The sequence below is a fragment of the Pontibacter flavimaris genome (genome assembly GCF_001907195.1).
GTDB classification, from domain to species: Bacteria; Bacteroidota; Bacteroidia; order Cytophagales; family Hymenobacteraceae; genus Pontibacter; species Pontibacter flavimaris.
Window position 1 is genome coordinate 136,732 of sequence record NZ_LVWA01000010.1, and the last position, 12,774, is coordinate 149,505.

Genomic DNA, 12,774 nt, shown 5'->3' on the forward strand with positions numbered 1-12,774 from the left:
CCGCTATCCCCTACAGTAACAACAACCCCTTCTCCCGCAAATCAAACCAGCTGGGCGAGTTCAGGAACTCATCAAAACTCAGGTGCGCCTCGGCCGGGAAGCTTGCCTCCAGTTGCTTTAGCGTTATGGCCTCCGGGTTGTCCGGCGTTACTTTTTGCAGCACCTCGAACAGCCACTGGCCAATGGTGGCGGTGGTCTTCACTTCAAAGTCCTCGCCTTTCTCGAAGAAGGTGAGCAGGCAGCGCTCAAGAGTTTGGCCTTTCTGCGCGATCATAGTAAAGTCGATGGTCGGTGTGTTGCCGAGCCAGAGTACGCGCGCGTTGGGGCGGGTGCTGTCGGGGCGGTGCGGGGCGGAGATCGCCTCGGCAATCAGGTTGGGGCTCTCGGTGGTGCGGGGTACCTTAAAGTCGAACCAGAACGAGGGCTTTTCCTCCAGGCCCACACCGTGCATGTAGTTATAGAGGGCCTTGCTCAGGCCCTCGCCAAATAAAGTATGGTCGGTGCCTTTCGGGTCATCGTGCCACAGGTCGTTGTTGGCGAAATCGCCTTCCGGAGGGCCCACCTTCACCACGCCATACTTCTCGGGGCTCTTGCCGATGGGGCTGTGTGCGGTCATGCTGAAGCGGTGCCAGTAACCTGACTGGATCACGCCGGTTTCGAAGAGCTGCCGCACCACCTCCAGCGAGTCTATCGTTTCCTGGGCCGTTTGCGTCGGGAAGCCATACATGAGGTAAGCATGCACCATAATGCCCGCCTGTGTGAAGCTATCCGTTACGCGGGCCACCTGCTCTATACTGACGCCCTTGGCCATGAGCTGCAGCAGTCTATCGGAAGCAACCTCCAGACCACCCGACACGGCAATACAGCCCGAAGCAGCCAGCAGGCGGCACAGGTCCGGCGTAAAGGTTTTTTCGAAGCGGATGTTCCCCCACCAGCTGATTTTTACGCCCCGGCGGATGAGCTCTATGGCCATGTCGCGGAGGGGGGCGGGAGGGGCCGCCTCGTCTACAAAATGAAAGCCGGTTTGCCCGGTCTGGGCGATAATCTGCTCGATGCGGTCTGCCAGCAGGGTGGCCGGAGCCACATCGTAGCGGTTGATGTAATCCAGCGTCACGTCGCAGAAGGAGCAGCGCTTCCAGTAGCAGCCGTGGGCAATGGTGAGCTTGTTCCAGCGGCCGTCGCCCCAGAGGCGGTGCATCGGGTTGATCACGTCGATTACCGACAGGTAATCCCGCAAAGGCAGGTCGCTGTAATCGGGCGTACCTACTTCGTTGTGCGGAATGTCCGGGTCGGTGCAGTTGTTCATGTACGTTACCTCGCCATCAGCAAGTATAAACGCGCGTTGCAGTTGTGCCGCCTCGCGCTGCCCCTGCAGGTGCTCCAGCAGTTTCAGCCACGGGCCCTCGCCGTCGTCCAGGGTCACGAAATCGATGTACTTGAACAGGCGCGGCTCGCGCAGGCTGCGCAGCTCGGTATTCGGATAGCCGCCACCCATGGCCGTTTTTATACTTGGGTGTGTTTCTTTAATGTGCTTTGCCATGCGCAGGCCGCCGTACAGGTTGCCCGGGAAAGGGATGGAAAGGCCCACCACATCGGGTTGTACCTGCTGCAGATGCTCCTCCAGCAGCTCCAGTAACATAAGGTCCACGAGGCTCGGAGCCTGCTGCAGCGCCTCCTCCAACGGGTCGAAAGAGGTGGCCGACAGTGCCAGTTTTTCGGCGTAGCGGCTAAAGGCAAAGTAGGGCGAAATGGTTTCCTTGATCAGATCACCCAGATCCTCTAAGTATAACGTGGCCAGGTAGCGCGCCCGGTCGGTGATGCCCATACTTCCGAAAGCCCAGTCGATGTCCTCCACCTGGTCAAAGCGCGAGGCCTCGGGCAGGAAGCGGCTGTAGCTGATCTGCTGCGCCAGCGTCAGGTCCTTGTTCTGCAGGAACCGGATAACCGGCTCCACCGTGTTCAGGTACTCCCGCTTGAGGTGCAGGATGCGCAGGCTGTTGTCCGACAGCTCATAACCGCCCTGCTCCACGGCCTCAAAAATGCGCTGCAGCCCCTGGCGGGAGAACATGCGCAGCACCAACTCAATGCCCATGTCGGCCTGTACCACCTCATAGCCGCGGCCTGTTAAAAAGCCCTTGAGGTAGGCGGTGGCGGGGTAGGGCGTGTTCAGTTGCGTGAGCGGCGGGGTAATGAGCAGGATAATTGGCTTCTTCTCCAAAGTATAAATCAGCTTTAAAAGTATAAGTATGGCGGCGGGGCCAAAGCACAAAAGTACGGATAATGGCGCACAATTAAGAGCCGCTGCCTATGCAACAGCCCAGGCAGGGCTAGAGGTTCACCACGGCCCCGACACAAACACCACGCATCGCTGAATCCAGTATGTAAATCTGTGTTATACTTAAAATATATTTTATATAAAATATTTGGTATTATTGATTTAGGTGATTACATTTGTTTAGTGAAAGACAATTGTTGCTGAGGAAGTTAACCTGCTACGCCCATGCAAACGCCTACTACCATAAACACCCTGAAAACCCTGCAGATGGTGCTGACCACCCTGCTGTTGGTGCTTGCCGTACTTGCCCAGGATTGGCAGGAAGGCGTCGGTCAGAAAAGCAAGGTGGCGGCTGCGCCTGTTAAAGAGCCCGTGTATGCAGGTTGCTGTCTGCAGCATGCCTTGCAGGCAGCGGAGGGCGGCAATACCCGCACCGGCCAGATCCACCCAAGACATGTGGGGCAGGTGCTGCAGTTCGGGCCACTCCTGCTGCTGCAGGCAGACTCCGCCAGGCAGATGGCGGCCTCCCTCTACTAAAGGATACCCTTACCAACTATAACCCTGTAAAACAAAAGCCTGCGTTGTTATACGCAGGCTTTTTTATTTCTCCAAAGTATAGGTCGTTTCGCGTTTACTTCATCACTTTATCCACCGCCCTGCTCACGCCCGGCACAATGGCCAGCACCGTAAGCGCGATCATCAGAAACAGCACCAGGAAGCTGCGCAGCAAGCGCCCCGGAAAATCGGCGTGCAGGCCGAAGGTGTAGAGTTCCAATGCCATGGCCAGCAGCAGGCTGATGAGGGCAATGAGCAGCAGCTTGCGGCGCAGGTGCGATTTGAAGAGGGGCTTTGCCATAGTTATACTTGCTGTAAGCCCAAAGATAGGCGGCAGACCGGCACATTAAAAAATCAGGAGTGGCCTTTTTCTGCTTCGCTCTCCTCTTCGGACTGCTCGTCAGCGGATTCTGGCGCGGGCTCCGGTGGCGGGGCCTGCTTGTCCTGTCGTACTTTCTCCACGTCGGAGGAGTCGTCTTTGGTGGATTCCTGGGGTGGCTGCTTCGGCTTTTGCTCTTCCATGGCAGGTAGAAGTATGGTTATGTGCTCATGTACGGGCAAAGCTGCCTGCCGGTGCGGATTTCAACAATTAATTGAGCCGCAACGTACATGCTTAAGGTCGGGGTAAAGTATACATGGCCCTGGCAAGTATGTTTAACCGGAAAGAAATCAGGATGATGAACACGCCAACTATAAGAACCGTATTTTTTGCATTCACGCTAACCGCCGTGGCTGCCTTTGGCCTCTCGGCCTGCGACACAGGCACCCAGCCCGGCGATACCAACGTGGAACGCAGCGACCATCACGAAGAAGGAAGTATGGTAGGGGACGATACCAAGGACCAAACGGAGGCGGAGCGCGACACCATGGAGCAGTATTATGAGCGCACCGAGGAAGGCTCCGCTGTGCATGCCGGCGACGGTAAAAGCGATGGCACCGACCGCGATGACGTGAAGGAGCAGCAATAGCCGCGATTTTTAAGTATAAAAAGTATAAAGCCAGCCTTTCCCATACCGGGGCAGGCTGGCTTTATACATTGCAGGCTTGGTGATTTTAGTTAAACACGAAGCCGCGCGGCCCGATGCCCACTTTAAAGTTGCTCACCTGCTGGCCATCCGGGCTGTACACGCGCACTGTGCCGTCGCCGGTCCAGTTATTATGATCACCCGCGTAGATGTTGCCAGTCTCCGGGTCTACGCCCAGGCCATGGAAGCCACTGTTGATGAACACGGTGCTGCTCAGGCCGGAAGCATTAATGTCCTGCACAAAGGTTTTGCCGTCATAGATAAAGTATAGCTTGTCGCCGCTTCCGTTGATAACCAAGTTAGTAGGTATGGTTCTGTTGCTGTCAAAGGTATAGGTTTCCACGTTCTGCGTGGCTGGGGTTACCTTGCTAAGGGCGCCCGCAGTGGTCAGCGTGTAGTCGATCGCCGACCAGTCGGAAGTATACACAATTTTCCCCGCGCTCAGCACCCACAGGTTGTTGTTGCGGTCCAGGGCCAGGTTCATTGGGGAATCAGACACGGTGATGGTATTCTCCACCGCGTCGGTGGCCGTGTTGATAACCGTAATCGTGTTCGCCCCGCTGTTGGCTACGTAGAGTTTGCCGCCGGCAAGTAGAAGCTCCTCCGGCTGAATGCCCACCGGTATGCTTTTCGTTATTTTCATCGTTTTCAGGTCGATAACTGATACCTGGCCCGGCGCGCCATACGTGATCCACTCGGTAACATAGGCCTTGTCGGCATCCAGGGCTGTGAAGTAGCGCGGCTGCTTCAGGTTTTCCAGCACCGCCTCGGTCTTGAAGGTATAAGCGTTCACCACCTCAATCTTGTTGCTGTTGTTTACCGTCAGGTAGGCGCGGTCCTCTACTAAATCCAGGTCGGTCAGCACATCGCCCAGTGGCCTGTCTGCGTTGGCTTTGCTGAAAATATGATTGGCAACCGCGTGGCCGGTACTGTCGCTCATAAAGGAAACGGAGGAGTTGGTGTGCGTGTAGTTTCCCTCGTTCAGTATAAACACCCCCTTCTGGTCAAACGGCCCCCGCACCTCTGCAGGCAGCTCCGGTTCTATATTATCCTTGTCATCGCAACTGGTAAAGCCAAGGGAGGTAACGGCAAGCGTGGCAGCCAGGAAAAAGCTGCGGAAGTAGTTCAATTTTTTCATTATGGTTTAGGTATGAGTATGATTTATGGGAGGATAAAGCGCAGACTAAACGTATAACCACGTGGTGGCATGGCGCGGTAGGCCATGGTTTGGTAAGCGGCATTGGTCAGGTTATCGGAGCGGAGCGTGAGCAGCAGCGTGTTTGGCCCCAATTGCAGCCTCCGGCTCAGGGCCAGGTTCAAAAGTATAAAATCATCCAGGTGGCTGGTTTCGGAGTTGGACGTATAGCGCAGGCCGGTGTAGTTCAGGTTGCCCAGCAGGCTCCAGCTTTTATACTTTGCCTCCGTAGCCAGTATGGCTTTGTGGCGCGGCACGTACATGAGCTGCCTGCCCTTATCGCTTCCGCTGCCCTCGTATACTGCTGCCTGCACCGACGATGTATAGGTATAGCCTGCCGTGGAGCTGAGCTTGACCTCGCCAAGCGTAGCGGTCGCCGTTGTGCTCAGTTCGATGCCCTTGCTCTCCACCTTCTGCAGGTTGGTCGGTCGCCAGAGGCCGGTGTAGTTCGGGGTCCACTGAATCCAGTCGTCGATGAGCATGTAGTAGCCGGTCGCCTCCGTTTCCAGTAGGAAGGCGTTGCCTTGCACGAGCACGTGGCGCAGGCCCAGTTCGTAGTTCCAGCCCTGCTCCGGCTTGAGGTCGGGGTTGCCGGCACCTGCCCAGAAGCGGTCGTTGAGGGTGGGCACGCGGTAGCTGCCGCTGGCATTGCCTTTCAGCGATACCTGGTGCTGGTTGCTGTTCAAAAACTTCCAGTTAAAGCCCAGTGCCGGGGTGAGCGGCGGATTGTAGTTTTCGACCAGCGCCTGGCGCAAATTCAGGGTGAGCTGCAGGGGCTGCACCGGGTCGTAGCGGAAAAGGGCGAACAGAGAGGCGCGGCTTTCCTCTTGCTCACGGGCGTAGCCATCATTCCTTGCCACAAAGTGCTGTAGGTTGACGCCGCCGCGCAGGCTCCAGCGCGTGCCGTAAGTATAGGTCTGCTCCGCCTGCAACTGATAAGTATCCACATCCGCCTCAGAGTCATTGCTATTATCGGTGTAGTGCAGGAAGTCGTTAAAGTAAGCCAGCTTCACGTCTGTTTGGCCCAGTTGGCTTTGGTGCTGCAGCCCTGCCATCAGGCGCAGGCTTTCGTCCAGCTGCCGGGCATTGGTATTCACAGCGCCCATGGCTGGCTGCAGTTCCCGGTCCGAGAAGGTATACCAGCCGTGCAGGCTCAGCTCGGTAGCGGGGGAGATGTGCCAGTTCAAATCCTGTGTAAGCCCGTGCTGCTGCACCTGTGCGTGTTCCTGCTGTACTTCGGGCGTGCCAAAGCGGCTCAGGTCTTTATACTTGAAGGTGTTTTCGGCCAGGTGGCCGTAGGCGCTGAGGGCATAGCTGAACTTTTTGCTGCCGTAGCCCAGGTTGCCGCTGCCAAAGTAGCGGTCAAAGCTGCCTGTCTCCAGTTTCACGTCGCCGCCAATGCCTTCTGTTTTATACTTGGGGGAGTTGAGTAAAACAGCCCCGCCTATGGCTCCGCTGCCGTAGCTTGCCGCTGCCGCGCCATGCTGCACCGCCACCTCCCCAATACCGCTCAAGGGCAGGACAGAGAAATCGGACTGGCCCAGGGTAGGAGAGGCGATGTGGAGCCCGTTCCAGAGCACAGCGGTTTGAGAGGCGTTGGTGCCCCGGAAAGCTACCGAGGAGCTGCCGCTTACGCCATAGCTTTTAAAGTAAATAGGCGTGCGGGCCTGCAATGCCTCGGCCAGAGAGCCGGAGCTGTAGGTGCTCAGAAAGGCGCTATCCAGCTGCACCACGCGGCTGCCGGTGGCGTATACTTCGGCGGGTTTGCCGAACACCTCCACGGTGCGCAACTGGTGCTGCGTGGTGTCCTGCTGCGCCATCGCCGCGACAGGCACGCTGCCCAGGCAGGCACAGAGCCATACTTTTAAAAAGGAGAATTTAGCCAAAACAAACGTTGCTTACATCCCGAAGCATGCTACAGGGCAAAGGGGCAGGAACAGCAAACGCGCTAAAGTATGGCGGTGGCCGTGCAGCTTTTTTACCCGAAAGCATACGACAAATCTGGTGTCGGACTGGCAGGTCTCCTGGCTCTCTTCAGTTAGCGCGCCTTCCCATGCAGCGTGCGCGGCACAGTGGCTAAGGTGTTGGCTAACCCTTTTTAAGAAGATGACAGTTGCGGGAACAGCGCAGGACTCACACCTGCTTCCCTTTTAAGGCCATACAACGATAGTTCTACAGCCACCAATCTGGTGCGAAGTTAATGAATAATTATTAATGAGTAATGACTAATGTGTAGTGAGTGATGAGGAATAAGTAATGAGTATCAAATAAAGCAAGGATAGGAGAGTAAAAGATTTTAGTATAATCTTCGTAGAGATGTTAAACATTATTCGTTCATCATTACTCATTAATAATTATCAACTTGAAGCTTCCGAAGGAATTCTATACCCGGCCCGACGTGGTGCAACTGGCGCAGGAGCTGCTGGGCAAGCACCTTTATACTTGTGTGGACGGCATTTTAACTGGCGGGATGATTGTGGAGACAGAGGCTTACTCGGGCCAGAACGACCGCGCCTGCCACGCCCACCTCAACCGCCGCACGTCCCGCACCGAGATCATGTACAGCGAAGGCGGCGTAGCCTACGTGTACCTCATCTACGGCATCTACCACCTATTCAACATCATCACCAATGAGCAAGACAAAGCCGATGCCGTGCTGATACGGGCTATTGCCCCGGAGGGAGGAATAGAAGAGATGCTGCTGCGCCGCGGCTTTCAAAGTATAAAACCCAACCTCACGGCCGGTCCGGGTGTGCTAAGTATAGCCCTTGGCATAGACAGGAAACTCTACGGCGCCGACCTGACGGGTGACACCATCTGGCTGGAGGATAAAGGCCTGGTGCTGCCAGAAGAAAGTATAGCCGCCGGCCCCCGCATCGGGGTAGACTATGCCGGGGAAGACGCCCTGCTGCCCTGGCGGTTTTGGGTAAAGGGGAATAAGTGGGTGAGTAGGAAGAAGTGAGGTCGAGGTTCTGGCTTGCAGAGATTTACTTTATACTTCTCTTTCATGGCGCAAGTCTTCAGACTTGTGTCCTACAATGAGGTCAAGCTTGCAACTTGACTGGCTTGAAAAGCCATACTTATACTTGAGCTATACTTTTACTCTCCCGCTGGCGCAAGCGTCCGTTTGTGCCTTTTTATACTTGCTGTTCCGAACACCTTGTCCGGAACTACTGCTGCGGATTTCCGAATCCGCGTAAGCTATACTTATACTTGAGCAATACTTTCCATAGCCACTGCTTCCCGCAAGCGGACACAAGCTATACTTATTAGCCACTGCTGATCCACAGCCTTACTACCTTAGTTGTTTCATTTCCGGCTTTGGTGCTCTCAAGCCCGAGAGGGCTCCCCGATATGCATCGGGGTAAACTCTCTTTGGCATCGCGCTGTGTTCCCTTCCTTTGCTACCCTCCGGTCGCAATGCCCTTACGGGCACCGGAATCTCACAAGGCGCTCAACCCAAAGGCTGGGATCTAATTCGATAGCTGCTGCTTATGCAACTTGAACCGAGCTCCCTCCCCTGTTTTTAGGGGAGGGTTGGGGTGGGGTGAAAGATTCCCCTCCTTGGCTAAGGAGGGGCAGGGGTGGTTTGACCCGGTGCTGCATCAAGCTCTACCCTATTTTTAGGGCCGGGGTGGGGGCTACACCAGCGTCAGCAAATACCCCAGTACAGCCCCGCCAACCACAATAAAGGCGCTGTTCAGCTTTTTAAAAAGGAACACAGCTGCAAAGCTGACCACGGCAATAAGCACAGTGCGCCAGTCGGTAAGGGTGTCGCGGCTCATTTCGACGGCAACGGCAAATATAACGGCGACAGCGGCCACGTTGATGGCATCCAGAAAGGCAGATATGGCCTTGCTCTTCCGCAGTTTGGGGATGATCGGGTTGAGGAGGGCTACAAAAACAAAGGAAGGAATGAAAATACCTACGGTGGCGGCCACCGCACCCCAGAAACCATTCAGCTGCCAGCCTACAAAGGTGGCGGTGGAGAGCACCGGCCCTGGCGTAAACTGCCCCACGGCTACAGCATCGATCAGTTCCTGCCGCGTCAGCAGACCTTTAGCCACCAGCTCCGCATCCAGAAAAGCGAACAGCACATAGCCGCTGCCATAGAGCAGGGCGCCCACTTTCAGGAAGATCAGCCAGATTTTGAGGTTACTGCTCTGGACTGCCAGCAGCGGTGCCTGCAAGAGGAGGAGCGGGGCAAAGCCGTTGGCTGTTGTAGCGCGATTCCGGATAAAGTATAGCAGCAACCCGGCAAAGCCGCAGCCGAAGAGCGCCAGAATCTCATTCACCCCAAGCAAGGCGGCGGCCGTAGTTAAAATGCCCAGAATCCAGAGCGCTATACTTTTCAGCGCTTTCTGGCCGAGGCTGATCAGGGCGGAAAGTATGATGGCGATAACAGCAGGCTTGATGCCGTAGATATAAGGCTCCACCTGTGGCAGTTGCCCGTATTTTCTGTAGAGCCAGGCAAACACCATTGTAATCAGCACCGCCGGAAGTATAAAAGCGGCTCCTGCCACCACCAGGCCCTTCCAGCCCGCCCGCTCATGGCCGCAGTGCATGGTCATTTCGGTGGAGTTGGGGCCGGGAATGAGGTTGGTAGCGCCTACCAGGTCCAGGAAGTGCTCGTGCGTCATCCATTTCCGCTTCTTCACCACTTCGTCCTCCATCATGGCAATGTGCGCGGCCGGGCCACCGAAGGCTATCGCGCCGAGCTTCAGGAAAAGTTTGCCAACTTCTTTTAGCTCTCCGTTTCTAGGCTCCATGCGTCAGTATTTTATCAGCGGACCAATTACCGCCGCCTTTTAGCAGCAGAAAAATGCTGCCCAGCAACATCGCCCAATCCGTACGAAAGGCATGTAGCATCTCCCACAGCCCATCGTTTGCCAGGATCTCCAGCTTGGTGGTGGCCAGCGCAACTAACATGATGATGATAAGCGGGATGCTGGCCAAGCGGGTGAACAGCCCAAGTATAATTAAAGCGCCGCAGTTGGCCTCGAAGAAGCCTACGAAAGTACCCAGGAACTCGGGCGAGGGAAGGCCGATCTTCTCAAAGCGACCCGCGCCACGGATGTCCGGAAACAGGAATTTTTGTATTCCCTCCGACAGGAACACCACGCCTACCATCAGCCGGATCAGAATGGTTGTCCGGGCATCATCAGTGCGTAAGATTTTTTGCAGCATAGACCAGTAGAAAGAAAGTATGGCAGAATTTTTAAAACGAGGTATTCCCTACAAACTATATTTCAGCACAAACGACTATTTTATACTTCCCGTTGGAGTTAGGCTGAGGCGGCAGGGGCTGCGGCCATACTTTTGTGCATAATGGTGATGCCGTTTTTGCCCACCAGCTTGGTGTACACGCGCCAGCCCAGCTCGTAGTAAAAGCTTACCCTGTCGGTTGCCACCAGGTACAGGTCCGTAAAACCCTCCTGCCAGGCGTGCTGCTCCAGCGCCTGCACCAGTTGCTTGCCCACGCCCTGGCCCCGGTACGCGGGCAGCACGTAGAGCGCAGCCAGCCACGGCTTCAGGTCGGGCAGGGCGTCTATACCATCACTCTCGATCAGCAACACCGACCCAACCGGCATCTCACCATCCAGCGCCACAAACGCAGCAGGCAAAGGCTGCGGCTGCAGGTGCCCGCGCAGGGGCGTTCTTACCACCTCGGCGGTGTTGCCGGGCTTCTGCCACCACTGCCGGTAAATCCAGTCGGCCACGGTGTCGAAGTGCTGGGGGGCCTCGTACAAGTATCGGATCTCAAACATTGCCTTCGGATTAATTTCTTCCCACAGCTTTTTCAACTAGGGGGAGAAGCAATTTAACTATAAACGGGCAACCGTAAAAGCTGCCGGTGTTAAGAGAGTGCTAATTTTGGAGCCGGCAGAAAGCCTATTTCGCCTGGAACAGCAGCTTCAGCGCCTGCGGCATGCGCTTGCCCCACGCCGACTCGAAATGCTTGGCGTTCTCCTCCTTCACCCAGGTATACTCTTTCCCCTCGCGGTAGCCTTTCTGTTTCAGGGTTTGCAGCATCTCGTCGATGCCCGGCTGCAGCTGCTCCTCCAGTTCCACACCCCCGTTATCGATGTAAAAATATAGTGGCTTTTTCCGGCCCTTATACGCCTGCACATCGTCCACGTAATCGATCTGCTGTATCTTGAAGGCCGGCGACATGCAGATGGCCTTGGAGAAAACATCCGGGTGCTCCCAGGCCAGCATAAAGGCCATGGTGCCTCCCGCCGAGGAGCCGCCGGTGGCTGTATACTTTGCGCCGGGCCGGGTGCGGTAGGTGCTGTCGATAAAGGGTTTCACGGTATTCACCACATACGCCATGTAGGCAGTTCCCTTTTCGCCGGGCGTGTATTCCTGCATGCGGTCTTCGGTGTTGTTGATGCCTACAATGATGATCGGCTCCATCTCTCCGGCCCGTATCAGGCTGTCGGCCGTCTCATCCAGGCGCCAGTCCACGCCAAAGGAGCTGGTGTTGGGGTCGAAGAGGTTCTGGCCGTCGTGCATGTAGAGCACCGGGTAGCGTTTCTTCCTGTCCTGCCCGTAGTTTGGAGGGAGCCACACCACCAGATCGCGGGCAGGGATGGCAGTGTCTTTGCCCACCTCCGCATGATACGCCAGCTCCCCTGTGACGCCTCCGGTAACAGGAGCCTTGCCTTTGCTGCCGTTGCGCCAGTGCGTCACCTGGTTCTTCACCTGCAGGCTGCTCTCCACTTTCACGGTAAAGTTGGGGAGCGGACTTCCGGTGCTGTCGGTTGCCTCCTGCTCCCAGCTGCCCAAAGTATACTTGTACTCCAGCAGCATCGGGTCGCGCAGCACGATCTCTTTCTCCCAGGTATCGTCGCCCGAGCGTTCCATCTCTATTTTGGCGGGGTTCCAGTTGCCCAGCTCGGGGGCGTTGCCGGTGATGTACACTTTTGCCGTGTCGGGCAGGCCGGGCGTGTGCAGCATAAACGTCACTACTTTCTCGGTAGGGGTTTGGGCCGGGGCAGCCACTGCGAAGAGCAGCAAAAGCAGGAGCAGGATGGCGTTTCTCATAGTTGTAAGCGCTAAAGTATGGGTACAGGAAAGATACGCATAATCGCAGAAATGGCTAAAGCAAAACAGCCACAGCATGGGGTGCTGTGGCTGTTTAGGGGAGTATAGTGTCAGCGTCTAGCTTTTACGCTTTTTCACTTCACGGTCCTGCTCGTTGTCGGTACGGGCCTGCGGGGTCTTTCCGGTTTGCTTGGAGCTCGTTACGTCGCGCTCCAGGCTGTTGCCGATGTCCTTCTTGTCGCTTTTGCTCGTATCGGTCAGGTCGTGCTTTTTATTTTTATCTTGATTTTTCATGATGCGTGTGTGTTAGGTTCAAACGGCTTACTCCTCAGAAGAGCTCTGGTCTTTTTTGCCCGCCTCCTTCGATGCTGCTTTCATATTTTGCCAGCCCTTGCCCTGCGATGGCTTGTTCTGGTTGCTGGTTTTGGAAGCGGTGCGGTCCTGGGCCACGGGGTTATTGGGGGTGTTGTTGCTGTTTCGCAGAGAGTTCTCCACGGCCAGTCGGTTCCCTTTTTTGCCCGCCTCAAAAGATTTCTCAGGGTTACTAGCGAAGCCGTGAAATTCCCAGCTTCTGTTTTTCTGATCCTTCATCCGTTTTCAATTATTTAGTGGTGAAACATAAAATCTTACAGCCATAGCCGTCCTAGAGGTGTACGGCGGTTGGCTGTGTATGTTAT

The 12,774-nt window shown here is 55.8% G+C and carries 14 protein-coding genes and 1 riboswitch; of the genes, 3 read left to right on the forward strand and 11 right to left on the reverse strand.

Going from position 1 to position 12,774, the window contains the following annotated elements:
* Positions 1 to 10: 10 nt before the first annotated feature.
* Entirely contained in the window at positions 11 to 2,218 is a 2,208-nt protein-coding gene (locus tag A3841_RS15955; protein WP_073853710.1) for a B12-binding domain-containing radical SAM protein, read from the reverse strand.
* 282 nt (positions 2,219 to 2,500) lie between these two features.
* Here A3841_RS15955 and A3841_RS15960 point away from each other — a divergent pair, with 282 nt between their 5' ends.
* Positions 2,501 to 2,812 carry a hypothetical protein gene (locus A3841_RS15960; RefSeq protein WP_073853712.1) on the forward strand — a complete coding sequence of 104 codons (312 nt, stop codon included), beginning with the start codon at positions 2,501 to 2,503 and terminating at the stop codon, positions 2,810 to 2,812.
* Between the two features lie 94 nt (positions 2,813 to 2,906).
* Here the strand turns inward: A3841_RS15960 and A3841_RS15965 are convergent, their stop codons facing one another.
* Positions 2,907 to 3,131, reverse strand: a complete 225-nt coding sequence (locus A3841_RS15965) for a DUF2798 domain-containing protein (RefSeq protein WP_073853713.1) — start codon at positions 3,129 to 3,131, stop codon at positions 2,907 to 2,909.
* A 53-nt stretch (positions 3,132 to 3,184) separates the two neighbouring features.
* Complete coding sequence (locus tag A3841_RS20390) at positions 3,185 to 3,352, reverse strand: hypothetical protein (protein WP_170866218.1); 168 nt, start codon at positions 3,350 to 3,352, stop codon at positions 3,185 to 3,187.
* Positions 3,353 to 3,465: 113 nt separating this feature from the next.
* Here A3841_RS20390 and A3841_RS15970 point away from each other — a divergent pair, with 113 nt between their 5' ends.
* The gene (locus A3841_RS15970) at positions 3,466 to 3,798 is read left to right on the forward strand and encodes a hypothetical protein (protein WP_073853715.1); all 333 of its coding nucleotides are present in this window, start codon (positions 3,466 to 3,468) and stop codon (positions 3,796 to 3,798) included.
* Positions 3,799 to 3,883: 85 nt separating this feature from the next.
* Here the strand turns inward: A3841_RS15970 and A3841_RS15975 are convergent, their stop codons facing one another.
* Both A3841_RS15975 and A3841_RS15980 read right to left on the reverse strand, forming a co-directional pair.
* On the reverse strand, positions 3,884 to 4,993 hold the full coding sequence (locus tag A3841_RS15975; RefSeq protein WP_073853717.1) for a YncE family protein: 1,110 nt from the start codon (positions 4,991 to 4,993) through the stop codon (positions 3,884 to 3,886).
* Positions 4,994 to 5,016: 23 nt separating this feature from the next.
* Positions 5,017 to 6,936, reverse strand: coding sequence for a TonB-dependent receptor plug domain-containing protein (locus tag A3841_RS15980; protein ID WP_139307988.1), 1,920 nt, complete (start codon positions 6,934 to 6,936; stop codon positions 5,017 to 5,019).
* A gap of 111 nt (positions 6,937 to 7,047) precedes the next feature.
* A riboswitch (cobalamin riboswitch) is annotated at positions 7,048 to 7,251 on the reverse strand.
* Positions 7,252 to 7,412: 161 nt separating this feature from the next.
* Between A3841_RS15980 and A3841_RS15985 the strand changes: the two genes are divergently transcribed.
* A complete protein-coding gene (locus A3841_RS15985; RefSeq protein WP_073853721.1) occupies positions 7,413 to 8,012 on the forward strand; it encodes a DNA-3-methyladenine glycosylase in 600 nt (199 codons plus the stop codon).
* Positions 8,013 to 8,691: 679 nt separating this feature from the next.
* Here the strand turns inward: A3841_RS15985 and chrA are convergent.
* The 6 genes from chrA to A3841_RS16010 all read right to left on the reverse strand — a co-directional run bounded on the left by chrA (position 8,692) and on the right by A3841_RS16010 (position 12,688).
* Positions 8,692 to 9,819 carry a chromate efflux transporter gene (gene chrA, locus A3841_RS15990; RefSeq protein WP_073853723.1) on the reverse strand — a complete coding sequence of 376 codons (1,128 nt, stop codon included), beginning with the start codon at positions 9,817 to 9,819 and terminating at the stop codon, positions 8,692 to 8,694.
* Positions 9,809 to 10,237, reverse strand: coding sequence for a DoxX family protein (locus tag A3841_RS15995; protein ID WP_073853725.1), 429 nt, complete (start codon positions 10,235 to 10,237; stop codon positions 9,809 to 9,811). The genes chrA and A3841_RS15995 overlap by 11 nt, the downstream gene beginning before the upstream one ends.
* A 98-nt stretch (positions 10,238 to 10,335) precedes the next feature.
* Positions 10,336 to 10,818: a GNAT family N-acetyltransferase gene (locus A3841_RS16000; protein ID WP_139307989.1), complete on the reverse strand. Its 483-nt coding sequence runs from the start codon at positions 10,816 to 10,818 to the stop codon at positions 10,336 to 10,338.
* Between the two features lie 124 nt (positions 10,819 to 10,942).
* Positions 10,943 to 12,097: an alpha/beta hydrolase-fold protein gene (locus tag A3841_RS16005; protein WP_073853729.1), complete on the reverse strand. Its 1,155-nt coding sequence runs from the start codon at positions 12,095 to 12,097 to the stop codon at positions 10,943 to 10,945.
* 117 nt (positions 12,098 to 12,214) lie between these two features.
* Positions 12,215 to 12,391 (reverse strand): hypothetical protein, encoded by a 177-nt coding sequence (locus tag A3841_RS20395; RefSeq protein ID WP_170866219.1) that lies wholly within the window; start codon positions 12,389 to 12,391, stop codon positions 12,215 to 12,217.
* A 27-nt stretch (positions 12,392 to 12,418) separates the two neighbouring features.
* Entirely contained in the window at positions 12,419 to 12,688 is a 270-nt protein-coding gene (locus tag A3841_RS16010; RefSeq protein WP_073853731.1) for a hypothetical protein, read from the reverse strand.
* Positions 12,689 to 12,774 lie beyond the last annotated feature (86 nt).

Excerpts from the sequence above, each read along its gene's own strand:
- A3841_RS15960 (WP_073853712.1), top strand. The coding sequence starts at position 2,501 with ATGCAAACGCCTACTACCATAAACACCCTGAAAACCCTGCAGATGGTG.
- A3841_RS15965 (WP_073853713.1), bottom strand. The coding sequence starts at position 3,131 with ATGGCAAAGCCCCTCTTCAAATCGCACCTGCGCCGCAAGCTGCTGCTC.
- A3841_RS20390 (WP_170866218.1), bottom strand. The coding sequence starts at position 3,352 with ATGGAAGAGCAAAAGCCGAAGCAGCCACCCCAGGAATCCACCAAAGAC.
- A3841_RS15970 (WP_073853715.1), top strand. The coding sequence starts at position 3,466 with ATGGCCCTGGCAAGTATGTTTAACCGGAAAGAAATCAGGATGATGAAC.
- A3841_RS15975 (WP_073853717.1), bottom strand. The coding sequence starts at position 4,993 with ATGAAAAAATTGAACTACTTCCGCAGCTTTTTCCTGGCTGCCACGCTT.
- chrA (WP_073853723.1), bottom strand. The coding sequence starts at position 9,819 with ATGGAGCCTAGAAACGGAGAGCTAAAAGAAGTTGGCAAACTTTTCCTG.
- A3841_RS15995 (WP_073853725.1), bottom strand. The coding sequence starts at position 10,237 with ATGCTGCAAAAAATCTTACGCACTGATGATGCCCGGACAACCATTCTG.
- A3841_RS16000 (WP_139307989.1), bottom strand. The coding sequence starts at position 10,818 with ATGTTTGAGATCCGATACTTGTACGAGGCCCCCCAGCACTTCGACACC.
- A3841_RS16005 (WP_073853729.1), bottom strand. The coding sequence starts at position 12,097 with ATGAGAAACGCCATCCTGCTCCTGCTTTTGCTGCTCTTCGCAGTGGCT.
- A3841_RS20395 (WP_170866219.1), bottom strand. The coding sequence starts at position 12,391 with ATGAAAAATCAAGATAAAAATAAAAAGCACGACCTGACCGATACGAGC.
- A3841_RS16010 (WP_073853731.1), bottom strand. The coding sequence starts at position 12,688 with ATGAAGGATCAGAAAAACAGAAGCTGGGAATTTCACGGCTTCGCTAGT.